The sequence below is a fragment of the Burkholderia metallica genome (assembly GCF_001718555.1).
GTDB classification, from domain to species: domain Bacteria; phylum Pseudomonadota; class Gammaproteobacteria; order Burkholderiales; family Burkholderiaceae; genus Burkholderia; species Burkholderia metallica.
The window spans coordinates 2,200,827-2,225,071 of sequence record NZ_CP013401.1; the positions used below are offsets into that span (position 1 = coordinate 2,200,827).

The following is a 24,245-nucleotide window of genomic DNA, read 5'->3' on the forward strand; positions in this document are numbered from 1 at the left end:
AATTTCAGCGCACATAAAAAAACCCGCGGACATGCCGCGGGTTTCGTGAACAACCGTCAGCAACGACGGCGTTCCGGGTCAGTGCTTGACGAACTCCGTCGAGCCGGCATCCTTCGCCGCATCGGCGACCGGTGCCGCCGCCTTCGCCTCTTCTTCAGGCGGAAGCGGAGTCGGCGAACGCTCGAGCGCGAGTTCCAGTACCTTGTCGATCCAGCGGACCGGCACGATCTCGATCGCGTTCTTCACGTTGTCCGGAATCTCGGCGAGATCCTTCACGTTCTCTTCCGGAATCAGCACGAGCTTGATGCCGCCGCGATGCGCAGCGAGCAACTTCTCCTTCAGACCACCGATCGGCAGCACTTCACCACGCAACGTGATTTCGCCCGTCATCGCGACATCGGCCCGCACCGGGATACCCGTGAGCACCGACACCAGCGCGGTCGTCATCGCACCGCCGGCGGACGGACCGTCCTTCGGCGTCGCGCCTTCCGGCACGTGGATGTGGATGTCCTGCTTCTCGAACGCTTCGTCCTTGATACCGAGACGTCGCGAACGCGAGCGCACGACCGAACGTGCGGCCTCGACCGACTCCTTCATCACGTCGCCGAGCGAACCGGTACGGATCACGTTGCCCTTGCCCGGCATCACCGCGGCTTCGATCGTCAGCAGATCGCCGCCGACTTCCGTCCACGCGAGGCCCGTCACCTGACCGACCTGGTTTTCCTTCGCCGCGAGGCCGAAGTCGTACTTGCGCACGCCGAGGAACGTATCGAGGTTCTCGCCGTCGACCTTGATCGCGCCCGATGCCTTCTTCAGCAGCAGCATCTTCACGACCTTGCGGCAGATCTTCGACACTTCCCGCTCGAGCGAACGTACACCGGCTTCGCGCGTGTAGTAGCGGATGATGTCGCGGATCGCCTGCTCGGTGACCTCGATCTCGCCTTCCTTCAGCCCGTTGTTCTTCTTCTGCTTCGGCAGCAGGTAACGCTGGGCGATGCTGACCTTCTCGTCTTCCGTGTAGCCCGACAGACGGATCACTTCCATCCGGTCGAGCAGCGGCGGCGGGATGTTCAGCGAGTTCGACGTCGCGACGAACATCACGTCCGACAGATCGAAGTCGACTTCGATGTAGTGGTCGGCGAACGTGTGGTTCTGTTCCGGATCGAGCACTTCGAGCAGCGCCGACGACGGATCGCCGCGGAAATCCATGCCCATCTTGTCGACTTCGTCGAGCAGGAAGAGCGGATTGCGCACGCCGACTTTCGTCAGGCTCTGCAGGATCTTGCCCGGCATCGAACCGATGTACGTGCGGCGGTGGCCGCGAATCTCGGCTTCGTCACGCACGCCGCCGAGCGCCATCCGGACGAACTTGCGGTTCGTCGCACGCGCGATCGACTGGCCGAGCGAGGTCTTGCCGACGCCCGGAGGCCCGACGAGGCACAGGATCGGCGCCTTGACCTTGTCCACGCGCTGTTGCACCGCGAGATACTCGAGGATCCGTTCCTTCACTTTCTCGAGGCCGAAATGATCCTCGTCGAGCACCTGCTCGGCGTTCGACAGATCATTGTTGACCTTGCTCTTCTTGCGCCACGGCAGGCCGATCAGCGTGTCGATGTAGTTGCGCACGACGGTCGCTTCCGCCGACATCGGCGACATCAGCTTCAGCTTCTTCAGCTCGGCGTCGGCCTTCTTCTTCGCTTCCTTCGGCATGCGCGCGGCGTTGATGCGCTTCTCGAGTTCCTCGAGATCCGCGCCCTCTTCGCCTTCGCCCAGTTCCTTCTGGATCGCCTTGACCTGTTCGTTCAGGTAGTACTCGCGCTGGCTCTTTTCCATCTGGCGCTTCACGCGCCCGCGGATGCGCTTTTCGACCTGCAGGATGTCGATCTCGGCTTCGAGCTGCGCGAGCAGGTGCTCGAGGCGCTCGATGACCGGGAACATCTCGAGGATGTGCTGCTTCTGGTCGAGCTTCAGCGGCAGGCGCTCGGCGATCATGTCGGCGAGGCGGCCCGCTTCGTCGATGCCCGACAGCGACGTGAGGATCTCCGGCGGGATCTTCTTGTTCAGCTTCACGTACTGGTCGAACTGCGACACGATCGCGCGGCGCAGCGCTTCCGTTTCAGCGCTGTCGGCGTGATCGGGCTCGAGCGGCATCACGTCGCAGGAGAATTGCGTTTCCTGCTCTTCGATCGACAACGCCTTCGCGCGCTGCAGCCCCTCGACGAGCACCTTCACGGTGCCGTCCGGCAGCTTCAGCATCTGCAGGATGTTGGCGATACAACCGACCTCGTACATGTCCTTTTCGGTCGGTTCGTCCTTGGCCGCGGTTTTCTGGGCGACGAGCATGATGTGCTTGCCGCCTTCCATCGCTGCTTCGAGGGCCTTGATCGATTTCGGCCGGCCCACGAAGAGCGGAATCACCATGTGCGGGAAAACGACGACATCCCGCAGCGGCAGCAGCGGGAGCGTGATGCGTTCCGGCGGGAGAAGTTGGGTGCCTGACATTTCATTTCCCCATGAGTGGAATCAATTGTTCGGTAATTGAGGCCGCCACAACGAATTGCAAGCCTTCAAGTGCGGGAAATATTCGGTAAGAAAGTAACCACCGCGTGTCGAGTCAGAGTTACCCACAAGATAAACGAAAAAAAGCCGCCCACGGTCTCATGAACGGCCTTTTTCGCAGAACATCGTCGGCAAGCCGGTCAGTTCGAACCCGCCACCTTCGGCGTGTCCTCGTAGATCAGCAAGGGCTTGCCGTCCCCATCGATGACGTTCTCGTCGATGATGACCTTGCTGACCCCTTTCATCGTCGGCAGCTCGTACATCACGTCGAGCAACGCCTGTTCGATGATCGAACGCAAGCCGCGCGCGCCGGTCTTGCGGCGGATCGCCTTGCGGGCGACTGCCTGCAGTGCGCCCGGCCGGATCTCCAGCTCGACGCGCTCCATCGCGAACAACTTGTGATATTGCTTGACGAGCGCGTTCTTCGGCTCGACCAGAATCTTCATCAGCGCGGCTTCATCGAGCTTGCCGAGCGTCGCGACCACCGGCAGGCGGCCGATCAATTCGGGGATCAGACCGAATTTGATCAGGTCTTCCGGTTCCGTTTCGCGCAGCACTTCGCCCGCGTCGCGTTCCTGCTTGCTCTTGACCGTCGCGCCGAAGCCGATACCGGTTTTCTCGGTACGGTCGGTGATCACCTTTTCGAGACCGTCGAATGCGCCGCCGCAGATGAACAGGATATTGGTCGTGTCGACCTGGATGAAATCCTGGTTCGGGTGCTTGCGGCCGCCCTGCGGCGGCACCGACGCCATCGTGCCCTCGACGAGCTTCAGCAGCGCCTGCTGAACGCCCTCGCCCGACACGTCGCGCGTGATCGACGGGTTGTCCGACTTGCGGCTGATCTTGTCGATTTCGTCGATGTAGACGATCCCGCGCTGGGCCTTGTCGACCTCGTAGTTGCAGTTCTGCAACAGCTTCTGGATGATGTTCTCGACGTCCTCGCCGACGTAGCCGGCTTCGGTCAGCGTCGTCGCATCGGCGATCACGAACGGCACGTTGAGCAACCGCGCGAGCGTCTGCGCGAGCAGCGTCTTGCCGGAGCCCGTCGGGCCGATCAGCAGGATGTTGCTCTTCGACAGCTCGACGTCGTCCTTCTTGTCGAGATGCTTCAGGCGCTTGTAGTGGTTGTACACGGCCACCGCGAGGATTTTCTTCGCGCGCTCCTGGCCGATCACGTACTGATCGAGGATGTCGCGAATTTCCTGCGGGCTCGGCAGATCCGACCGGGACAGGCTGGCCTCGACGCCGGCGGCAGCCGCCTCGTCGCGAATGATTTCGTTGCAGAGGTCGATGCACTCATCGCAGATGAACACCGACGGGCCCGCGATGAGTTTTTTCACCTCATGCTGGCTCTTCCCGCAAAACGAGCAATACAACAGCTTCTCGCTGTTCGAACCTTTTTTGTCCGCCATGAATGTAGAGCCTCCGGACAGGTAAATGACATGATACGCCGATTGCTCCGGACGCCGCGCCTAGGGCGCGACCGGAGCCGGCTGGATGCGCTTGCCGCAGATGCTCAGGGCACTCGGGACGTTGAGGAGCGCCGCGCGAATCGGGGCGGCACCCCACTTAAGCTCACGGGCGCTTCAGCAGCACCTGATCGATCAGCCCGTACGCCTTCGCGTCCTCGCTCGACATGAAGTTATCACGGTCGGTGTCGCGCGCGATGCGCTCGACGTCCTGGCCCGTGTGCTGCGCGAGCAGGTGGTTCAACCGTTCCTTCAGGTAGAGGATCTCGCGTGCCTGGATCTCGATGTCGGAAGCCTGGCCGCGCGCGCCGCCGAGCGGCTGGTGAATCATCACGCGCGAATTCGGCAGCGCAAAGCGCTTGCCCTTCGCACCCGACGCGAGCAGGAACGCGCCCATGCTGGCCGCGAGGCCCATGCACAGGGTCGACACGTCCGGCTTGATGAACTGCATCGTGTCGTAGATCGCCATCCCGGCCGACACCGAGCCGCCCGGGCTGTTGATGTAGAGGCTGATGTCCTTGTCGGGATTCTCGCTCTCGAGGAACAGCAATTGCGCGACAACGAGGTTGGCGGTCTGGTCGTTCACTTCGCCGACCATGAACACCAGGCGCTCCTTCAGGAGACGCGAGTAGATATCGTACGAACGCTCGCCGCGGCCGCTCGTTTCGACGACGATCGGCACCAGCCCCAGCGCTTGGGCCTCGAAACCCTGCGGCGCGTTCGAAGCAAGCATGTCCAGCAATTCAGCGCGAGTGATCATTCAATGAACCTTGTTCGAATGGAAAATTGAACGGAAGGAAGCCGCCCGCTCAATCGCCATATTAATGGCAACCGTGCGCCTGACGTAAAAACGGCGTGCGGGCCGTCGCTCCGACAGCCGGCACGCCGCTAGAGCAGCACTTACGCTTGCGCCGATGCGCTCGCGAGTGCTTCGAAGCTCACTTCCTTGTCCGTGACCTTTGCCTTGCCCAGCACGAAGTCGACGACGTTGCTTTCAACGACGAACGCTTCCATCTCGGCGAGGCGCTGCTGGTTCGAATAATACCAGCGGACCACTTCCTTCGGGTCTTCGTAGCTCTTCGCGAACTCGTCGACTTCCGCACGGATCTGTTCCGGCTTCGCTTCGAGGCCGTTCGCCTTCACGAGTTCGGCCAGCACGAGGCCCAGCTTCACGCGGCGTTCCGCCTGCTCGGTGAACATCTCGGCCGGGATCGGGGCGTCCTTCGCGTTCGGCACGCCGCGCTGCGCCAGATCCTGGCGAGCCATTTCGACGAGGCGTTGCTGGTCCTGCTCGATCAGCGCCTTCGGCACGTCGAGTTCGGAAATCTTCAGCAGCGCGTCCATCACCTGGTTCTTGACGATCGACTGCGTGCGGCGCTTCGCTTCACGCTCGAGGTTTTCCTTGATCTCGGCGCGCATCTTCGTGAGGTCGCCGTCTTCGATGCCGAGCGACTTCGCGAATTCCGCGTCGATTTCCGGCAGGTGCGGCCATTCGATCTTCTTCATCGTGACCGTGAACTGCGCCGTCTTGCCTGCGACGTCCTTGCCGTGGTAGTCCTCGGGGAATGCTAGGTCGAACGTGCGCGATTCGCCGGCCTTCAGGCCCAGCGCTGCCGTTTCGAATTCCGGCAGCATGCGTCCTTCGCCGAGCACGAACGGGAAATCTTCGGCCGTGCCGCCCGGGAACGCGACGTCGTCGATCTTGCCGACGAAGTCGACCGTCACGCGGTCGCCGTTCTTCGCTGCGGTATCCGCGCCGCCGTCGCCGTGCTCGCCGGCTTCGCCGCGTGCGTGGTAGTGCACGCGCTGCTTGCGCAGGATGTCCAGCGTGCGGTCGATTTCGGCGTCGCCGATCGACGTCGTCGAGCGCTCGACTTCAGCCGTCGCCAGGTCGCCGATCTTCACTTCCGGGTAGACCTCGAACGTCGCGTCGAACGCGTATGCGTCTTCAGCCTGTTCCTGCTTCGGCTCGAAGCTCGGCTGGCCGGCGACGCGCAGGTTTTCCGCGCGGCTGATCGTGAAGAATTCCTGGCCGATCTTGTCGCTCAGCACTTCCGCTTCGACCTGACCCGCGTACTGTTGCGCGACCATCTTCAGCGGCACCTTGCCCGGGCGGAAACCCGGCATGCGCACGTTCTTCGCGAGTTTCTGGATACGGGCGTCGATTTCCTTCTGCACGGTGTCTTTCGGCAGGGAAATCGTCACGCGGCGTTCAAGCTTGCCGAGGTTCTCAACAACGTTAGCCATGGCTTCAATCGTCCTAAAATTATTCGAGCGAATCGGGTTTTCCTTGCCGTGCCTGCCTGCGGCGGCGCGATGTGTGTCACATGCGCCCGCCGCGCCGGAGCGCCACGCCATCCCTGCACGCGCCGAATGGCTAGCGCAAGCGGCTCGGAGCACGGCTTTGGCCGGAAGAATCGACTATTCTAGCAAACAATTTTCGTCACGCCGCCAGATCGCCGCGACACACATGCGTCTGCGCCGCGTCGGCAGCCCTTTGCACGGCAATGCGCGCGGATCGCCGCTATGCCGCATGCCGTATCCACCCCGTGCCCGCCATCCTGTAAGCTCCAATTGAGAGTGCGCCACGCTTGTGGCCCCCTCATTGATCACACCAATCACGCCTTCCGGAGACACCATGCCGCAACACCCGTCCGCGCCTGTCGTCGTCATCGCGCCCGATTCGTTCAAAGGCTCGCTTTCCGCCGAGCAGGTCGCGGACGCGATCGCCGCCGGCATCCGCCGCGCCCGGCCCGACGCCGTCGTGCGCTGCTGCCCGATGGCCGACGGCGGCGAAGGCACGCTCGACGCGATGCTGGCGGGCGGCGGCACGCGGCGCGCGCTGCGGGTGGCCGGCGCGTCGCTCGCGGCACGCGATGCGGCGGTCGGCGTGATCGACGCGCGCACCGCGATCGTCGAGACGGCCGAGATCGTCGGCATCACCGATCCGGTCGGCATGAGCGTGCCGGTCGACGCGCGCAGCACGCGCGGGATGGGCGAGGCGATTCGTGCGCTGCTCGACGAAGGCGTGCGCCGCTTCTTCGTCGCGCTCGGCGGCAGCAGCACCAACGATGCAGGCGCCGGGCTGCTCGCCGGCCTCGGGCTGCAGTGCTTCGACGCGGGCGGTCAGCCGGTCGAGCCCGTCCCGTCGCGGCTCGTCGACATCGCGCGCATCGACGCGTCGGGGCTCGATGCGCGCCTGAAGGAAACGGAATTCATCGGCATGTCCGACGTCGACAATCCGCTGACGGGCGACCACGGCGCGACCGCCGTGTTCGGCCCGCAAAAGGGCGTGACACCCGCACAGGTTGCGACCCTCGATGCCGCCCTCGCCCGCTTCGCCGATCTCGTCGAAACGGCACTGGACCGCCGCGGCCGCGACCTGCCCGGCGCCGGCGCCGCGGGCGGCCTCGGTTTCGCGCTGCACATGCTCGGCGCGCAGTTCGAAGCGGGCGCCGAAGTGGTCGCGCGGCAGGTCGGGCTCGATGCCGCGCTCGCCGGCGCCGACTGGCTGATCACCGGCGAAGGCCGCTCCGACGTGCAGACGCTGCACGGCAAGGCGCCGTTCATCGCGTGCCGCCACGCGCGGGCCGCCGGCGTGCCCGCGTCGCTGCTGTCGGGCGCGGTCGACCCGGCCGCGCTGCCGCGCCTGTCCGAACATTTTTCCGGCTGCTTCTCGCCGGCTCCCGGGCCGATCACGCTCGACGTCGCGATCCGCGACGCGGCCAATCTGCTCGCGAACGAAGCGGAGCAGTTGACACGCCTGAAGTACGGTGCACACTGACCGTTGACCCGAGCGCGCGATACAGGAACAATCGGGCCCGCCCTTTTTCTTCAGGATTCGACATGAAAGGCCGTCCAGCCGGGCTCGATCAGTTTCTGACCTATCGCCTCCACGCGCTCACGAAGCGTTCCGACCGCGGAATCGGCGAGGTGTACCGGCACAAGCTCGACATCTCGCTGCCCGAGGCGCGCGTCATCGCCGCCGTCGGCGCCTTCGGCCCGTTTTCGATCATGGATCTCGCACGCCACACCAATCTCGACAAGAGCCAGGCGAGCCGCGCCGCCGAAGCGCTGCTGCGCCAGGGGCTGCTCGAACGCAGCGCGAGCGAGGAAGACGGCCGGATCGTGCTGATCGCGCTGACCGCCGACGGCCGCGCGCTGCATCGCAAGATCATGCCGATCGTGCGCAAGTGGAACGACGGCCTGCTCGCGTGCCTGTCCGACAGCGAACGCCAGACGTTCGAGCGGCTGCTCGACAAGGTCGTCGCGCACGCCACCGAACGGGACGACTGAACGGCAACAGGGGCACGACGCCCGCCTTATTGATCAGACGAATTTGACGGGCCGCTCCGGTCGCCTCACCCGCGACGGAGCGGCCCGCTTTGCGTTGCGCATGGTGAGCGGCTCGCTGCGCGCCGCGTTACCTTCGTTACCCGCGTTGCGCATGCGGCCGCCCGGCAAGTGCTACAGCCCGCTGTTCGTCGCGCGCTGCCGCAACAGCCCCAGCACCGCGTCGCAATACGGGGTCGGCACGCCGAGCTTGCGCCCGAGTTCGGGAAACACGCCGAGGATCGGGCCGATCTCGAGCGCGCGCCCCGCTTCGAAGTCCTGCAGCATCGACGTCTTGAACGCGCCGAGCCGGCGCGTGACCGCGATCCGCTCGGGCCCGGTCATCCCCGTCGACAGGCCGAGCTTCGCGCCGATCGCGGCCGCCTCCTCCATCATCCGCAGCGCGAGTTCCTGCGTGAACGGATCGTCGAGCAGTTGCTCGGACGTCGACCCCGTCAGCGCGCTCAGCGGATTCATGTTCATGTTGCCCCACAGCTTCGCCCAGATCTCGGTCCGGATCGCGGGCGTCGACTCGACGTCGAAACCGCCCGCCGCCAGCGCCGCGGCAAACCGCGCGGTGGCCGCATCGAGCCGCGCATCGGGCGCACCGACGATCAGCCGGTTGCCGCGCCCGCGCCGCACGATGCCCGGCGCGTCGGTACTCGACGACAAGTGCACGACACAACCGATCGCCTGGGCGGGCGGCAACGCCGCCGACACCGCACCGGCCGGATCGACCGCATCGAGCGGCACGCCGTCGAGCGCCCCTGCGAGCCCGTGCGTGAACCACCATGGCAGCCCGTTCATCGCCGCGACGATCACTGTGTGCGGCCCGACCAGCGGCGCAATGCGCGCGGCCAGCGCCGGCAGCACCTGCGCCTTCAGCGCGATCACCACGTAGTCCTGCACGCCGAGCGCGGCCGCATCGTCGCTTGCCCGCACCGGACAGGACGATGTGTCGCCCGTCTCGTCGATCACGCGCACGCCGTGCGCATTCAGTGCGTCGAGCGTCGCGCCGCGCGCGTACGCGCTCACGGTCATGCCGGCCCGCGACAGCGCGGCCGCGAGCAACCCGCCGATTGCGCCGACGCCGACGACCGCCGCGCGCACCGACCCTGTATTCGTGTCGTTCATGATGGCATTCCGTCTCCTGGAAGCTGACGAGCATAACGCTCAATGGTTGCGGGAACAACCATTTGCGCGAACGCGTGCAAAGCGTGTCGATCGTGCGCTTCAGCGCCGCTCGTCACCGGCTTCCACCGGCCTCCACCGGTTCGTCGTCGGCCGCGCCGCCCGTCGCGCCGAGCACACCCGCGATCTGGCTCTTGTCGTGCATGCCGAGCTTGCGGTACGCGCAACGCAGGTAGTGGCGCACGGTCGTCGGCGAAATTGCCATCTGCTGCGCGACTTCCTTGTGCGAGCGCCCGGCGCCGTAATAGCGGATCGCCGCAAGCTCGCGCGGGCTCAGCCGGTCGAGCAGCGAGCGCGGCCGAGCCTCGATCTGGAACAGCCCCGCCACCGGCACGCACTGGATTCGCAGCGCGTCGCCGACGAACGGCTGGCCCGACTGGCGCCGCAGGTGCACGACGAGCGGCTCCGGCACACGTGCGCCGGCCCACGCCGGCCATTCGGTGCGCAGCACGTCGTCGAACCCGTGATCGGCGTGGTGGAGCACGCCGAAGTTGTCGCACAGTGCGCGCGCCGCCGGCGCGACCGCATCGCCGCGCTCGCGCGTGAGCTGCGCGGCGCGATTGATCGTCAGCGCCGCCGCGAGATGCGGAATCACTTCCTCGAAACGGCGCGCATCGTCGTCGCTGAACGGGCGATTCAGCCCCTGGCGGTAGATCGACATGAACGTCGTCAGGCCGAACCGGCGATCGAGCGTGCACACGCACATCAGCTGCGCGAGCCCGTACTTCACGCACCAGTCGCGAAACCGCGCATCGAGCCCCGGCTCGACGACCGACAGACGCACCGCGTGGCCGTGCGCGCCGCGCAACGTGCGCTGCGCGAGCGGGTCGCAATCACGCACGCGCTTCCAGTCGCTGAAGAACGCGTGCGGCAGACGGTACAGGAAGCTGTTGTGCATCACCGGGCCGGTCGGCAGATGGGTCGCGACGCCCGTCCATGCGGCGTCGAACGGAACGAGCGCCTGCAACAGCGAAAAGAACCGGTATTCGAATTCGCCGATGCCGGACTGGGCGGCAACCGCGTACAGGTCGAGCAGCATCAGCCCGAGTTCGCGCTGCGATGCGTCGGCGCGCGTCACGCCGTCGAAATCGGCACGCCGGGACGGCAGCGGCGGCCACGCGAAGTCGTCGAGCACGATGGCGGCCGGCACGTCGCGCAGCGCATCGAGATCCTGCCCGATATCCGTCGTGATCCTCACCTTCCGCTCCCCTGCCCGATCGGGCTGCCGATATCCGCAACGACACCGGCCGATTATAGCGATCGGCTTTTTTGACGGGCCACGGTGCGGGAACGGGCGCCAACCCCATCCATTTGAACGGTGCGCGGCACGTTGCTGCCCCGCAGCACGCCGCGTCACGGCCGTGCACCGCGTACGTGCCGCGCCCCGCGGGTTTTCCGCACCGTTCATCTGGACGACTGTTCGAGGGGTTTCCCGCTGCGGACACTGCGTCGCGACAACACCAACGACGAACCGACGCAGGACGGTATGGAGAACCCGACGTGACGACACCCCGCTTCATCCGCACGACCGCGGCCGTCGCGACGCTGGCCGCGTGCAGCGCCGCGCACGCGCAGTCCGCGCTCACGCTGTACGGCGCGCTCGATGCCGGCGTGCAATACCTGACGCATGCCGACGGGCGCCGCTCGGCCGTGCAGTTGCAGAACTACGGCATCCTGCCTTCGCAGATCGGGCTGAAGGGCCACGAGGATCTCGGCGGCGGCTGGCGCGCGCTGTTCAAGCTCGAACAGGGCCTCAACGTCAACGACGGCACGTCGACCGTGCCCGGCTATGCGTTCTTCCGCGGCGCATACGTCGGCATCGCGGGACCGGTCGGCACCGTCACGCTCGGGCGGCAGTTCAGCGTGCTGTTCGACAAGACGCTGTTCTACGACCCGCTCTGGTACGCGTCGTACAGCGGCCAGGGCGTCATCGTGCCGCTCAATGCGAACTTCATCGACCGCTCGGTCAAGTACCAGTCGCCGACGTTCGCCGGCTTCGACGTGGTGGCGCTCGTCGCGACGTCCGGCGTCGCCGGCAACACGCGCGCCGGACGCGTGCTCGAACTCGGCGGCCAGTACACGAGCAACGGCCTGTCGGTCAGCGCGGTGCTGCATCAGGCGCACGGCGACGTCTCCGCGGCCGGCGACACGTCGGCGCGCCGCCGTGAACTCGGCACGCTCGCCGCGCGCTATGCGTTCGCCGCGCTGCCGCTCACCGTCTATGCGGGCGTCGAACGCCTGACCGGCGACCTCGACGCGGCGCGCACGATCGTCTGGGGCGGTGCGCGCTACCAGATGTCGAGCGAGATCGGCCTGAACGCCGGCCTCTATCACACCGATTCGCGCACGCCGGCGATCGGCCACCCGACGCTGTTCATCGCAAGCACCACGTACGCGCTGTCGAAACGCACCGTTGCCTACGTGAACCTCGGCTACGCGCGCAACAGCGGCCAGAGTTCGCAGACCGTCTACGAATACGACCCGACGCCACTCGCCGGCGCATCGCAGTTCGGCGCGATGGTCGGCATGTACCACCTGTTCTGACCACCTGTTCTGATTTCCCGGACGAGATCCCGCCATGAAAACCCTTTCCCCGGATGCCGCACTCCCGCCCGACGGCCGCGCGTCGACCTTCGCGCGCGCGACGCTCGTCGCGCTCGTCGTGTTCGCGGCCATCACGCCGCTGCTGCTGCTCGTGGCGCCCGCCGTCGCCGGCCAGCTCGCGACGCAGCTCGGGCTGTCCGCGTCGCAGATCGGCACCTACTTCTTCGTCGAACTCGGCGCGTTCAGCCTCGCGACCGTGCCGTCGTACCTGTGGCTCGGCCGCATCGACGCACGCCGCGTCGCCGCGTTCGCCGTCGCGCTGTTCGGCGCGGGCAACCTGCTGACCGCGCTGTGGATGCCGGGCTTCGCCGCGCTGCTCGCGCTGCGCGCCGTCACCGCGCTCGGCGGCGGATCGCTAATGGTGCTTTGCATGACGAGCGCCGCGACGAGCGAGAACAGCGACCGCGTGTACGGCCTGTGGGTCGTCGGCCAGTTGATCGCGGGTGCGATCGGCCTGTTCGTGCTGCCGCATGTATTCGCCGCGTTCGGGCTGCGCGCGCTGTATGTCGCGCTCGCCGCGCTCGCGCTGCTCGCGGCGCCGCTGTCGCGCGGCTTTCCGTCATCGCTGGGCGCGCGAACCGCGCCTGCGCACAACGCGCGCGGCGCGGCCGCACATCCGCCGCAAAGTTTCGTCGTGCTCGCGATCGGCGCGGTGCTGACGTTCTATCTCGCGATCGGCAGCGTGTGGACGTTCGCCAGCCGCGCCGCGAACGACGCCGGGCTCGATCCGCAGTCGACCGGCAACGTCCTCGCGATCGCGAGCGTGATGGGCATTGCCGGCGCGGCGCTCGCGTCGTGCGCGGGCGGTCGGCTCGCCCGGCGCGCGATGCTCGCGGCCGGTTACGCGCTGCTGGCCGCGTCGCTCGTCGCGCTCGCGGTGATGCGGCACGCCGGCGGCTACAGCGCGGCGATCTTCGCATTCAAGTTCGCGTGGACGTTCGTGCTGCCGTTCATCCTCGCAACCGTCGCGCAAATCGACACGTCGGGCCGCCTCGTGGCCACGCTCAATTTCGTGATCGGCGCCGGCCTCGCGGCCGGCCCGCTGCTCGCCGGGCTGATGCTCGACGCCGGCGGCTCGATGCGCGTGCTGTTCGCGATCGCGACGGCCGTCTCGATCGTGTCTTTCGCCGCGCTGCGCCACATCGATCGCCGCACGCGCGCGTCCGTTTCCTCCCAACCGTGACAGGTCACGCAAACCATGAATCGCACTGCCTTCTTCACCGACGAACGCACTTTCTGGCATACCGGCGGCACGCATGCGCTGTTCTTCCCGGTCGGCGGCTGGGTCCAGCCGCCGTCGAGCGCGGGCTACGCGGAATCGCCCGATTCGAAGCGCCGTTTCCTGTCGCTCGTGCAGGCGTCGGGCCTGGCCGCCCAGCTCGACCTGCGCGGCGCCGAACCGGCGTCGAGCGCCGACCTGCTGCGCATTCATCCCGCGCACTATCTCGACGCGTTCCGTGCGCTCAGCGACGCGAACGGCGGCGACCTCGGCGGTCTCGCGCCATTCGGCAAGGGCAGCTACGAGATCGCCGCGCTGTCGGCCGGCCTCGCGATCGCGGCCGTCGATGCGGTCGTCGGCGAGCGGGCAGCGAACGCGTTCTCGCTGTCGCGGCCGCCCGGCCACCACTGCCTGCGCGATCGCCCGATGGGCTTCTGCCTGCTGGCGAACATCCCGATCGCGATCGAGGCTGCCCGCGCGAAACACGGCATCGAGCGCGTCGCGGTGATCGACTGGGACGTGCATCACGGCAACGGCACGCAGTCGATCTACTACGACGATCCGGACACGCTGACGATCTCGCTGCATCAGGACCGCTGCTTCCCGCCCGGCTACAGCGGCGCGGACGATCGCGGCGACGGCGCGGGCGTCGGCGCGAACCTGAACGTGCCGTTGCTCGCGGGGAGCGGCGACGATGCGTATCGCTACGCGTTCGAACGGATCGTGCTGCCGGCGCTGGCGCGTTTCCGGCCCGAGCTGATCGTGGTCGCCAGCGGCCTCGACGCCAGCGCCGTCGACCCGCTCGCGCGCATGCAGCTGCATACCGACAGCTACCGGTTCATGACGCGCGCGGTGAAGGATGCCGCGCAGCGCCACTGCAACGGGCGGCTCGTGATCGTTCACGAAGGCGGCTATTCGGAAGCGTATGTGCCTTTCTGCGGGCTCGCGATCGTCGAGACGTTGGCCGGCATGCGCACCGACGTCGCCGATCCGATGCTCGACCTCGCGATCGCGCAGCAGCCCGGCGAGCGCTTCGTCGCGTTCCAGCGCGCACTGCTCGATGAACTGGCGGTGTCGTTCGGGTTGTAGCGCGCGCGGGCGGACACGACGAGGGCCGGCCTGCGCCGGCCCTCTTGCGCGATCGGTGCGGATGGGGTTTCCTGTGTGTTTATCCCCGTTCCGGCCCGAAGCCGCACTCTTCCGATGAAATCGTCCCCGCGCGACAACCATGACGATGCCAAGGCGCGCCGCCAGCCTTCGAAGCTGGTCCTGAACATCGCCGCCGTGACGGTCGGCCTCGTCACGTTCGCGATCGGCGCGGCGTGGGTCATCTATAGCTGGGTAGTCGATCGCGAAGCGCAGTATTTCGCGATCCCGCTGGTGTTTTCGGTACCGGTGATCGTGGCGGTCGCGATCCGGAGTTTCTGGGAATAAGGCGGACTGAAATGACGAAGCGCCGCGGGTCGAACGACGCGCGGTGCCGGGTACCGGGCTTGTTTCAGATCAGGCGGAGCGGACCGCGGTTCGCTTGAGGGACGGTCACAGACCCGGGCGCGGGCACGGATTGGAGACGGGGCCCTGATATCCGTGGGTGACGATGCCGAGCGCGGCACCAGCCAGCGACGTGCCGATGGCTTTCAGTACGTTTTCCGTGGAGAACGTCTCGCCGCCCGACATCACACGCCCCGAATACGCAGAACACGCCGACGACGATGAGACCGTCTGCGCGGGCCGGGTACTCCAGGCAATGTTCTCGGCGGCCGTATTGGCAAAAGCCGGCGCGACCGACATCAGCGCCAGTACGGAAATCGGAATGCGGACGGTGTTTTTCATCGGTGGTCCTCGGCGTTATTGCGTTTCTTGTATGAGAAGCGAACACGACACTACACGCGGCACGCGTTTTCGTCCGCCGACTGTCCAGGCTCGCGTGCCCGGAAAGGCATCGACACTATTCAACCATTGTTTTGATACCGTCGCTGGCCTGGCGAAAACCAGAGCGGCACAAACTCCCGCTGGCTTCCAGCCCTCACCCGAAGCACGGTAACCGAATCGACACGCATCAACGAAAAAGCGCTGCGGTCAATCGACCGGCAGCGCTTTTCGATGAACGGCCCCTGAGCGAGGCGCATTCGACTTCTGGTGCGTGAGGCCGGACTCGAACCGGCACACCCTTGCGGGCGTCAGGACCTAAACCTGGTGCGTCTACCAATTTCGCCACTCACGCGCATTTTCTGTCGCCTGACCACGCGGCACGCATGATGCGTTTCCACGCGCCCGGGACACCGCGCCGGCCTGTAACCCGGCACGCCCGATCAGGCGAGCGCGAGATTCTACCCGATCCGCGCGGCGTTGTCTCGCCCCTGCCGGCACCCGTCGTGCAGCGGTGCTAGAATGCCGCGCTCGACGTTTCGGCCGCGCGCCGCCGCGCGTCCCCCGAACCCGCCCCACACGATTCCGCCCGTGAACTTCGACGACTACTGTCAGCAAAAGGCCGCCCCTGCCGGCTCCAGCGTCTACTACGCGCTGCGTCAGGCACCGCTCGCCACGCAGCCGCGCCTGACCGCGCTGTTCGCGCTTCGCCGCGAACTCGAGGAAACCGTCAAGGAAACCAGCGACCCGACCGTCGGACACACGAAACTCGCGTGGTGGCACAAGGAACTCGCGGCGCTGGCCGACGGACAGCCGTCGCACCCGGTCACGAAGGCGCTCGCGCAGCATCACCCGGCGATCGCCGCCGAGGCCGACGCATTGCGCACGCTCGTCAACGGTTACGGGATGGATCTCGAACAGGCGCGCTATCTCGATTTCGCGAACCTGCAGCGCTACATCGCGCAAGTCGGTGGCACGTTCGCGTCGCTGGTCGCGCGCGCCAGCGCCGCGAACCCGGCCGACCCGCAACCGTGGGCCGCGGACGTCGGCCGCGCGCTGATGCTCGCGCAATTCGTGCAGGACCTCGGCAACGATGCGCGCCACGGCCGCATCTACCTGCCGATCGACGAGCTGCAGCGCTACAACGTGACCGCGGCCGATCTGCTGAACCGCCGCTACAGCCCGGCCTTCACCGAATTGCTGCAATTCCAGACGGCCCGCGCGCGCGAAGCGCTCGTGGCCGCCGAAGCGGCGATTCCCGCCTCCGAACGCCGCACGCAGCGCACGCTGCGCGCGCAGATCGCACTGGCCGGCTCGCTGCTCGACGAAATCGAACGCGACGGCTACCAGGTGCTGCACCAGCGCATCGCGCTCACACCGATCCGCAAACTGTGGATCGCGTGGCGTGCCGCGCGCCGGCGCTGACCCTGCCCCCTCACGCCTTCAGCAACGGTAGCGTGTCGAAGCGCTGCTGCAGCACGCGCGTCGCGTCGAGCCCCCACCACGGCCCGAGCACGGTCGCGTAGAGCTGGCGGAAATCGACCGCGACCGGCAGGTTGCCGTTGCCGTCGAGCCGCCCGAGCGCCGGCGGCGCCCCATACAGCCCGCCGGCCACGCGGCCGCCCATCACGAAATGCGGCGCGGCCGTGCCGTGGTCGGTGCCGTTGCTCTGGTTCTCCCGCACACGCCGCCCGAATTCCGCATAGGTCATCACGAGCGTCTGGTTCCAGCGGCCGAGTTCGATCAACGCGCCGCGCATCGCGCTCATCACTTCCGCGAACTGCTTGAGCAGCGCGGCTTGCTGCCCCGGCTGGTTCTGGTGCGTGTCGAAGCCGTTGAGCGTCAGGCGCAGCACCGCGACACCGTCCTGCGCGCCGGGCCCGGACGCTTCGCACGCGGCCAGCACCTGCATCGCGGTCTTCACCGACGTGCCGAACGCGCCGGCCGGAAAGGCCGTCCGGAATTCACGCATCCCGCCGCGCGGGCGCAACCGGTCGGCCGCCTTCACGATGTCGTTCTCGACGTCGATGATGTGGGCGAGCGCGGGGTTCTGTTCACGCAGCGACGACGGCTCGGCGAGCCGGGCCGCACGAATGAACTGCGCGGGATTGACGAGAGCGATCGCGCGCGCACCGTTCGAGAGCGGCCCCATCTCGGCGCTGCCGAGCACGACGCCGTCGGCCGCGAAACCGGGCGGCACGGGCGCCTGCGCGAACGTGCGCGTGAGCCAGCCTTCGTGCAGGTACTGATCCGAGCGCGACGCGGTGTCCCAGATCTCGATCGAGCGGAAATGCGACAGGTTCGGCTGCGGATAGCCGACGCCCTGCACGACCGCGACCTGGCCGTCGCGCCACAGCGGCATCAGCGGCGCAAGCGCCGGATGCAGCCCCGTGTGTGCGTCGAGTTGAAGCACCTGCTCGCGCTTGATGCCGATGCTGCGTCGGAACTGGTAATACAGCGGGTCCGCATACGGCACCACCGTGTTGAGGCCGTCGTTGCCGCCCTTCAGCTCGACGAGGATCAGCACGTTCGCATACCCTGCGGCCGGTGGGCGCCCCGCCTGCGCCACGGAAGCCGCCATCGCGGGCGCCTGCCACATCGATACGCCGGCCGCGGCCGCGGCGCCCGTCAGCGTCAGAAAATCACGTCGGTTCATCGCACATCCTTTGGTTCGCCGCCCGGCGCCTTTGCCGCAGCGACTTCCCGCTTCATCGTCGTTCGCATCATTTCAGTTGATAGGCCGGATCCATCAGCAGCGCCTCGAGGTACGCACCGCCGGTCGAATCCGTGTCGATCGCCGCGACCGGCGAAAGCGGCAGCACCGCGTGCTGCAACTGCAGCTCGGTCGACAGACCCGCGATCGCCTGCGGCCGCGCGCGATATTGCGCCAGCCAGCGTTCGAGGTCGAAGCGCAGGCCGGCGCGCGCGGGCTTGGCGGACGCGCCGCGCAGGCCGGCCGCGGACGCCGTATCGACCACCGGCATCGCATGCGCCCGCGCATTCGGTGGCGGCGCCGCTGCATGCGCGGGCGGATGCATGCCGGCCGTCTCGGTCGCGCGGAACAGCTGATCGACGAACTGCTTGCGCGCGAGCAGCGTGGTGCTGTTGATCCACAGCGCGCCGCCCGGCCAGCCCTTCACGTTCGGCGGGTAGAACAGGTTCTGCCCGAGCGTGCGCACGGTGTTCGCGAGCATCCGCGGATCGCCGTATGAAACATCGAACAGCCGCACCGATCCGACGACGAATTCCACCGGCGACTTGACCAGCACGCCGCGGTTGCGCGGATCCCAGAATGCATCGGTCGACCACAGCGCGGCGAGCGCCGCGCGAATGTCGTAGCCGCTCGAACGAAACCGTTCGGCCAGCGCATCGAGCACGACCGGATCGGGCGTATCCGACACGAACTCGCGCCACAGCTTGCCGACGATGAAGCGCGCGGTGCCGGGCTGCTTCAGCAGGATGTCGAGAAAGCCGTCGCCGTCGAACGGCCCCGTTTCGCCGAGGATCGTCTTGTCGCCCGCATCGTGCCATTCCGGCCGCACCGCGAAGCGCAGCGTGTCGGGGTCGATCGTCCAGCCCGTCATCGCCCGCGCGGCTTCGGTCACGTCGACCTGCGTGTAGTGCCCTTCGCCGAGCGTGAACAGCTCCATCACCTCACGCGCGAAATTCTCGTTCGGGCGCCCCTTGCGATTGCTCGCGCCGTCGAGATACTGCAGCATCGCCGGATCCTTCGCGACCGCGTGCAGCAGCACGCCGAAGTTGCCGAGCGCCTCGCGGCGAAACAGCGCGTTCTGCGCGGCCATCGTCTGCGGATAAGGCACCTTGTCCTGCCCCGACGTGAAGTGCCCGTGCCAGAACAGCGTCATGCGCTCGGTCAGCGGCGACGGCGTGACGATCATCTCGTTGATCCAGGCCGTGCGCAGCGCATCGTAGCGGAGATTGCGCTCGCGCTGCTCGTCGCGCCGCATGTCGGCGGTCAGCGCCTGGCGCTGCGCGCGCGTCGGCGGCAACTCGGCGAGCCAGTCGGGCCATGTCGTGACGGGATCGCGGCGCACGCTGCCGAGCGTGTCGGCCACGACCTGCGCGCGCGTCATGCCGACGATGCGCGCAACGTCGGCGGGCGCGGGAGAAAAACCGGTACGGGTCAGGAAAAACAATGCATCGTCGGCATCGAGCGGCGACTGCATCGCGGGCGACGGCGCCGGTGCGGCAGCGTTCGCTTTCATCGTCAAGGACTCCCGGAACGCACCGGCGGTGCGGATGCCGGTACAACGGCAATCGACGTTCGAAAGTTGACGGAAAAATTGCTACGAATCTTTTCCGCGCCGCGCATGCGCGGCGCGAAGGACCGCGCGTCAGCGCTTGTACAGCTCGCGAACGGCGTCTTCGATGTGCTGGCGCAGAAGGTGGCGCTCCTCGGGCGTCATGTGCCCGTCGCGGCGGCGCTGCTCGAGATCGGGAGGCACGGCGGAACGGGCCGTCATCTCGGCGGTACGATCGGACTGCGGCGCTTTGCCGCGCGGCAGCTTGCGCGACGATGCGCCCTGCTCGGGGCGCTGCGCATACGCGAAGTTCGACGCATACGGACCGGCAAGCGCGATCGTCAGCATCAGTGCAATCCGGGCAGATCGCATGACCGTCCTCGCTTCTTTGGTCGATTTGTTCCCTTCGTCACGCGGCAACCGGTTACCTCTGGTACTTGAAAAACCCTGCGGAATTCGGGTGTACAAAGATGAAAGATGGAGTGCAGGGGAGTATCTACCGAATTTCGGCTTCGAGTAAAGGAATCTCTATAGCCTGCCTTTACTCCGCGCGACACTACGGGTAAATTTTGTAACCGACTGTAACGCACGAAAATACGCGGCCGTGCGTCAATTCCCATTCGCGATAAGATGCCGATCATGGAAACGAAAAACCCCTCCAAGATTCTCGTCGTCGACGACGACCCGCGCTTGCGCGATCTGCTGCGCCGCTATCTCGGCGAGCAGGGTTTCAATGTCTACGTCGCCGAAAACGCGACTGCAATGAACAAGCTCTGGGTACGCGAGCGTTTCGACCTGCTCGTGCTCGACCTGATGCTGCCGGGCGAAGACGGCCTGTCGATCTGCCGCCGCCTGCGCGGCAGCAACGACCGCACGCCGATCATCATGCTCACCGCGAAGGGCGAGGACGTCGATCGCATCGTCGGCCTCGAGATGGGCGCCGACGATTACCTGCCGAAGCCGTTCAACCCGCGCGAACTCGTCGCGCGCATTCACGCGGTGCTGCGCCGCCAGGCGCCGGCCGAACTGCCGGGCGCGCCGTCGGAAACCACCGAGGTGTTCGAGTTCGGCGAGTTCTCGCTGAACCTCGCGACCCGCACGCTGACGAAGTCCGGCCAGGAAATTCCGCTCACGACCGGCGAATTCTCGGTGCTGAAGGTGTTCGCGCGCCATCCGCGCCAGCCGCTGTCGCGCGAGAAGCTGATGGAGCTCGCGCGCGGCCGTGAATACGAAGTGTTCGACCGCAGCCTCGACGTGCAGATCTCGCGCCTGCGCAAGCTGATCGAACCGGATCCGGGCAGCCCGCGTTTCATCCAGACCGTCTGGGGCCTCGGCTACGTGTTCATCCCGGACGGCGCCGCCTGATCTTTTTCCTTTCCGGTTTCGCCCGCCCACGGCCCGTCCCATGCGTATCGACCGGCGCCTCCTGCAGCTCGCGTTCGGCGGGCTGTTCTGGCGCACCTTCCTGCTGATCGCGCTGCTGATCTCGGTCAGTCTCGCCGCGTGGTTCCAGAGCTTTCGCGTGATCGAGCGCGAGCCGCGTGCGCAGCGTGTCGCGCTGCAGCTCGTCGCGATCGTGAAGCTCACGCGCACCGCCCTGCTCTATTCCGATCCCGACCTGCGGCGCGCGCTGCTGCAGGATCTCGAGAGCAACGAGGGCGTGCGCGTCTACCCGCGCGAGAAAACCGACAAGTTCAAGCTGCAGCCCGACGAATCGCTGAATCGTCTGATCGAACACGACATCCGCAGCCGCCTCGGCGACGATACCGTGATCGCGCAGTCGGTCAACGACATCCCCGGCGTATGGATCAGCTTCAAGATCGACGACGACGATTACTGGGTCGCGCTCGACCGCGACCAGCTCGACAACGTCACGGGCCTGCAGTGGGCCGGCTGGGGGCTGTTCGCGCTCGCGTTGTCGCTGTTCGGCTCCGCGTTCATCACGAGCCTCGTGAACCGGCCGTTTTCCAGGCTCGCGCTCGCCGCGCGCCAGGTCGGCTCGGGCCAGGCGCCCGACCCGCTGCCCGAGCGCGGGATGGGCGTCGCGGCCGACACCAACCGCAGCTTCAACCAGATGGTGCGCGACCTCGAACAGCTCGAGGCCGACCGCGCGCTGATGCTCGCGGGCATCTCGCACGACCTGCGCACGCCGCTCGCGCGGCTGCGGCTCGAAACCGAGATGAGCCCTTCCGACCAGGCGACCAAGGACGCGATGGTCGACGACATCGAACAGATGGACCGGATCATCGCCGCCTTCATCGACTACGCGCGCCCGTCGCAGCGCAAGCCCGAACCCGTCGACCTGTCGTCGATCGCGCAGGAAGTCGCCGCGCGCGTGTCGGGCGAGGACGGCGTCGAGATTCGCACGCGGCTCGCGCCGAGCGCGATCATCGAAGCCGACGAAACCGACATGCGCCGCGTGATCGGCAACCTCGTCGAGAACGCGCGCAAGTACGGCCAGAGCAAGCAGGACGGCGTGTCGCGCATCACGCTCGAGACGCGCGTGTCGCACGCACGCGTGGAGCTGTCGGTGAGCGACGAAGGCCCCGGCATCCCCGAGGATCAGCTGCCGCTCGTGATGCGGCCGTTCTACCGCGTCGACACCGCGCGCACCAAGGCCGACGGCACGGGCCTCGGGATGGCGATCGTGCTGCGCCTCGTCGGCCGCTATCGCGGCGCGCTGCGCCTGCGCAACCGCCAGCCCGACGCGGGCCTCGAAGTCACACTCGAATTCCCGGGCGCCGGCAAGGCGCGTGCGACCGCATGACACGCGCGCGCCCGCGGGTTGCGCGCCACACTATCGATCCGGTTGAAAAAAGCTATGAGGGTTGTTAGTCAAAATCTATTGAAGTGTTTTACTAATAGTGTTATAGTTTTGCCCATGCTGTCACACCATCGTTGCAGCACCGAGGTAGCTTGACTCAGTCTTCTTCCCAACTCATACAGGAGTATCCGCATGAAAACCGTGGGCGATAAACTCGAAGCTTTCACCGTCGTAGCCGCGAAGCCGGGCTTCAACAATCACGAGGAAAACGGCCAGTCGGCGTTCGAGACCGTCACCGAAGCGTCGTTCCCGGGCAAGTGGAAGATCATCTACTTCTATCCGAAGGATTTCACGTTCGTGTGCCCGACGGAAATCGTCGAGTTCGCGAAGCTCACGAAGCAGTTCGAAGAGCGCGACGCCGTGCTGCTCGGCGGCAGCTCGGACAACGAATTCGTCAAGCTCGCATGGCGCCGTGAGCACAAGGACCTCGACAAGCTGAACCACTACTCGTTCGGCGACGTCAAGGGCGAGCTGATCGACCAGCTCGGCGTGCGCGACAAGGAAGCCGGCGTGGCGCTGCGCGCAACGTTCATCGTCGACCCGGACAACACGATCCAGCACGTTTCGGTGAACAACCTGAACGTCGGCCGCAGCCCGGAAGAAGTCCTGCGGATTCTGGACGGCCTGCAAACGGACGAACTGTGCCCGTGCAACCGTGCAGTCGGCGGCGCAACGCTGTAAGCGCATCGATGCACGAAGCCCGCGGCGCACGTCTTGCCTGCGGGCTTTTTTAACGGCCAACCCATAGGAGATATCAATGGAATTCATCGACTCGATTAAGGCACGTATTCCCGACTACGCGAAGGACATTCGCCTGAACCTCGACGGCACGATCTCGCGCTCGTCGCTCGAAGGCACCGACGCGGTCGGCGTCGCACTGGCGGCGGCGATCGCGGCGAAGAGCACGGTGCTCGTCAAGACGATCCGCGAAGCCGGCGTCCTGTCGCCCGAAGAGACGAACGCCGTGCTGACGGCGGCCGCGCTGATGGGGATGAACAACACCTGGTATCCGTATGTCGAGATGGCCGACGACGCCGACCTGAAGACGCAGCGCGCCGAACTGCGGATGGGCGCTTACGCGACGCACGGCGGCGTCGACAAGCGCAAGTTCGAGATGTACGCGCTCGCCGCGTCGATCGTCGGCAAGTGCCACTTCTGCGTGAAGTCGCACTATGCGCTGCTGAAGAACGAGCAAGGGATGACCGTCACGCAGCTGCGCGACGTCGGCCGCATCGCGTCGGTGATCAACGCCGCCGCGCAGGTGATCGCCGCCGAAGGCGAGTGAGCGGTTGCGCCGCCCGACCGGCAGCGATGCCGGCAGCGGCGCGGCGCCCCAAACGAAAATGCCACGCATCGCGCGTGGCATTTTTCATTTCGGCGGCGCCAACCGCGCACCGCTCCGGCCGGGCGTCACGCGCCCTGCTTCACCAGCAGCGCGGCCGCCTGCGCCTCGATGCCCTCGCCGCGGCCGAGATAGCCGAGCTTCTCGTTGGTCTTCGCCTTCACGTTCACGCGCTCGAGCGGCAGCCCGAGATCGGCCGCGATGTTCGCGCGCATCCCGTCGATATGCGGTGCCAGCTTCGGCGCCTGCGCGATCACGGTGCTGTCGACGTTCTGGATCGTGAAGCCGGCGGCCTGGATGCGTGCGACGCACTCGCGCAGCAGTACGCGGCTGTCGGCGCCCTTGAACGCCGCATCCGTGTCGGAAAAATGGCGGCCGATGTCGCCGAGCGCGGCCGCGCCGAACAGCGCGTCGGTGATCGCGTGCAGCAGCACGTCCGCGTCCGAGTGGCCGAGCAGGCCGCGTTCGTACGGAATCGTCACGCCGCCGATGATGAGGGGGCGCCCCTCGACGAGCTGGTGCACGTCGTAGCCTTGTCCGATTCTGAAATCCATGCGTGTTCCGATTGAGAGGG

General features: G+C 66.6%; 22 protein-coding genes and 1 tRNA gene. 11 read left to right on the forward strand and 12 right to left on the reverse strand.

Going from position 1 to position 24,245, the window contains the following annotated elements:
- Positions 1-78 precede the first annotated feature (78 nt).
- From lon to tig, 4 genes are all read right to left on the reverse strand, one after another.
- Entirely contained in the window at positions 79-2,502 is a 2,424-nt protein-coding gene (gene lon, locus WJ16_RS09865) for an endopeptidase La (RefSeq protein WP_039367161.1), read from the reverse strand.
- 197 nt (positions 2,503-2,699) lie between these two features.
- Positions 2,700-3,971 carry an ATP-dependent Clp protease ATP-binding subunit ClpX gene (gene clpX / locus WJ16_RS09870; RefSeq protein ID WP_006489345.1) on the reverse strand — a complete coding sequence of 424 codons (1,272 nt, stop codon included), beginning with the start codon at positions 3,969-3,971 and terminating at the stop codon, positions 2,700-2,702.
- A gap of 163 nt (positions 3,972-4,134) precedes the next feature.
- Positions 4,135-4,788, reverse strand: coding sequence for an ATP-dependent Clp endopeptidase proteolytic subunit ClpP (gene clpP, locus WJ16_RS09875; RefSeq protein ID WP_006408392.1), 654 nt, complete (start codon positions 4,786-4,788; stop codon positions 4,135-4,137).
- Positions 4,789-4,928: 140 nt separating this feature from the next.
- Positions 4,929-6,275 (reverse strand): trigger factor, encoded by a 1,347-nt coding sequence (gene tig / locus WJ16_RS09880; RefSeq protein ID WP_069256907.1) that lies wholly within the window; start codon positions 6,273-6,275, stop codon positions 4,929-4,931.
- Positions 6,276-6,666: 391 nt separating this feature from the next.
- Between tig and WJ16_RS09885 the strand changes: the two genes are divergently transcribed.
- The gene (locus tag WJ16_RS09885; protein ID WP_069256908.1) at positions 6,667-7,812 is read left to right on the forward strand and encodes a glycerate kinase; all 1,146 of its coding nucleotides are present in this window, start codon (positions 6,667-6,669) and stop codon (positions 7,810-7,812) included.
- A gap of 62 nt (positions 7,813-7,874) precedes the next feature.
- A complete protein-coding gene (locus WJ16_RS09890; protein WP_069256909.1) occupies positions 7,875-8,324 on the forward strand; it encodes a MarR family winged helix-turn-helix transcriptional regulator in 450 nt (149 codons plus the stop codon).
- Between the two features lie 171 nt (positions 8,325-8,495).
- On the opposite strand, the gene WJ16_RS09895 is transcribed toward WJ16_RS09890, so the two are convergent.
- Together WJ16_RS09895 and WJ16_RS09900 are read right to left on the reverse strand one after the other, a co-directional pair.
- Positions 8,496-9,494: a 2-dehydropantoate 2-reductase gene (locus WJ16_RS09895; protein WP_069256910.1), complete on the reverse strand. Its 999-nt coding sequence runs from the start codon at positions 9,492-9,494 to the stop codon at positions 8,496-8,498.
- Between the two features lie 112 nt (positions 9,495-9,606).
- Entirely contained in the window at positions 9,607-10,749 is a 1,143-nt protein-coding gene (locus tag WJ16_RS09900) for a helix-turn-helix transcriptional regulator (RefSeq protein ID WP_069256911.1), read from the reverse strand.
- 302 nt (positions 10,750-11,051) lie between these two features.
- Between WJ16_RS09900 and WJ16_RS09905 the strand changes: the two genes are divergently transcribed.
- The 4 genes from WJ16_RS09905 (at position 11,052) to WJ16_RS09920 (ending at position 14,808) form a co-directional block, all read left to right on the forward strand.
- Entirely contained in the window at positions 11,052-12,095 is a 1,044-nt protein-coding gene (locus WJ16_RS09905; protein ID WP_069256912.1) for a porin, read from the forward strand.
- Between the two features lie 34 nt (positions 12,096-12,129).
- Complete coding sequence (locus WJ16_RS09910) at positions 12,130-13,338, forward strand: MFS transporter (protein WP_069256913.1); 1,209 nt, start codon at positions 12,130-12,132, stop codon at positions 13,336-13,338.
- A gap of 15 nt (positions 13,339-13,353) precedes the next feature.
- The gene (locus WJ16_RS09915; RefSeq protein WP_069256914.1) at positions 13,354-14,463 is read left to right on the forward strand and encodes a class II histone deacetylase; all 1,110 of its coding nucleotides are present in this window, start codon (positions 13,354-13,356) and stop codon (positions 14,461-14,463) included.
- A gap of 114 nt (positions 14,464-14,577) precedes the next feature.
- A complete protein-coding gene (locus WJ16_RS09920) occupies positions 14,578-14,808 on the forward strand; it encodes a hypothetical protein (protein ID WP_069256915.1) in 231 nt (76 codons plus the stop codon).
- Positions 14,809-14,913: 105 nt separating this feature from the next.
- On the opposite strand, the gene WJ16_RS09925 is transcribed toward WJ16_RS09920, so the two are convergent.
- Both WJ16_RS09925 and WJ16_RS09930 read right to left on the reverse strand, forming a co-directional pair.
- Entirely contained in the window at positions 14,914-15,207 is a 294-nt protein-coding gene (locus WJ16_RS09925; protein WP_069256916.1) for a hypothetical protein, read from the reverse strand.
- A gap of 304 nt (positions 15,208-15,511) precedes the next feature.
- Positions 15,512-15,598: transfer RNA gene (locus WJ16_RS09930), tRNA-Leu, on the reverse strand.
- A gap of 236 nt (positions 15,599-15,834) precedes the next feature.
- Between WJ16_RS09930 and hpnD the strand changes: the two genes are divergently transcribed.
- Positions 15,835-16,668: a presqualene diphosphate synthase HpnD gene (gene hpnD, locus WJ16_RS09935; RefSeq protein ID WP_069256917.1), complete on the forward strand. Its 834-nt coding sequence runs from the start codon at positions 15,835-15,837 to the stop codon at positions 16,666-16,668.
- Between the two features lie 10 nt (positions 16,669-16,678).
- On the opposite strand, the gene WJ16_RS09940 is transcribed toward hpnD, so the two are convergent.
- The 3 genes from WJ16_RS09940 to WJ16_RS09950 form a co-directional block, all read right to left on the reverse strand.
- Entirely contained in the window at positions 16,679-17,899 is a 1,221-nt protein-coding gene (locus WJ16_RS09940) for a DUF1501 domain-containing protein (protein ID WP_069256918.1), read from the reverse strand.
- 67 nt (positions 17,900-17,966) lie between these two features.
- Positions 17,967-19,469 carry a DUF1800 domain-containing protein gene (locus WJ16_RS09945; protein WP_069256919.1) on the reverse strand — a complete coding sequence of 501 codons (1,503 nt, stop codon included), beginning with the start codon at positions 19,467-19,469 and terminating at the stop codon, positions 17,967-17,969.
- Between the two features lie 129 nt (positions 19,470-19,598).
- The gene (locus WJ16_RS09950; protein WP_059729638.1) at positions 19,599-19,877 is read right to left on the reverse strand and encodes a hypothetical protein; all 279 of its coding nucleotides are present in this window, start codon (positions 19,875-19,877) and stop codon (positions 19,599-19,601) included.
- Between the two features lie 258 nt (positions 19,878-20,135).
- On the opposite strand from WJ16_RS09950, the gene ompR reads away from it, so the two are divergent.
- The 4 genes from ompR to WJ16_RS09970 all read left to right on the forward strand — a co-directional run bounded on the left by ompR (position 20,136) and on the right by WJ16_RS09970 (position 23,614).
- Positions 20,136-20,870, forward strand: a complete 735-nt coding sequence (gene ompR, locus WJ16_RS09955) for an osmolarity response regulator transcription factor OmpR (protein WP_006478565.1) — start codon at positions 20,136-20,138, stop codon at positions 20,868-20,870.
- Positions 20,871-20,910: 40 nt separating this feature from the next.
- Entirely contained in the window at positions 20,911-22,272 is a 1,362-nt protein-coding gene (locus WJ16_RS09960; protein WP_069256920.1) for an ATP-binding protein, read from the forward strand.
- 189 nt (positions 22,273-22,461) lie between these two features.
- Positions 22,462-23,010: a peroxiredoxin gene (locus WJ16_RS09965; protein WP_006478563.1), complete on the forward strand. Its 549-nt coding sequence runs from the start codon at positions 22,462-22,464 to the stop codon at positions 23,008-23,010.
- A 76-nt stretch (positions 23,011-23,086) separates the two neighbouring features.
- Positions 23,087-23,614 carry a carboxymuconolactone decarboxylase family protein gene (locus WJ16_RS09970; RefSeq protein ID WP_006478562.1) on the forward strand — a complete coding sequence of 176 codons (528 nt, stop codon included), beginning with the start codon at positions 23,087-23,089 and terminating at the stop codon, positions 23,612-23,614.
- A gap of 125 nt (positions 23,615-23,739) precedes the next feature.
- Here the strand turns inward: WJ16_RS09970 and ispF are convergent, their stop codons facing one another.
- A complete protein-coding gene (gene ispF, locus WJ16_RS09975) occupies positions 23,740-24,225 on the reverse strand; it encodes a 2-C-methyl-D-erythritol 2,4-cyclodiphosphate synthase (protein WP_069256921.1) in 486 nt (161 codons plus the stop codon).
- Positions 24,226-24,245: the final 20 nt, after the last annotated feature.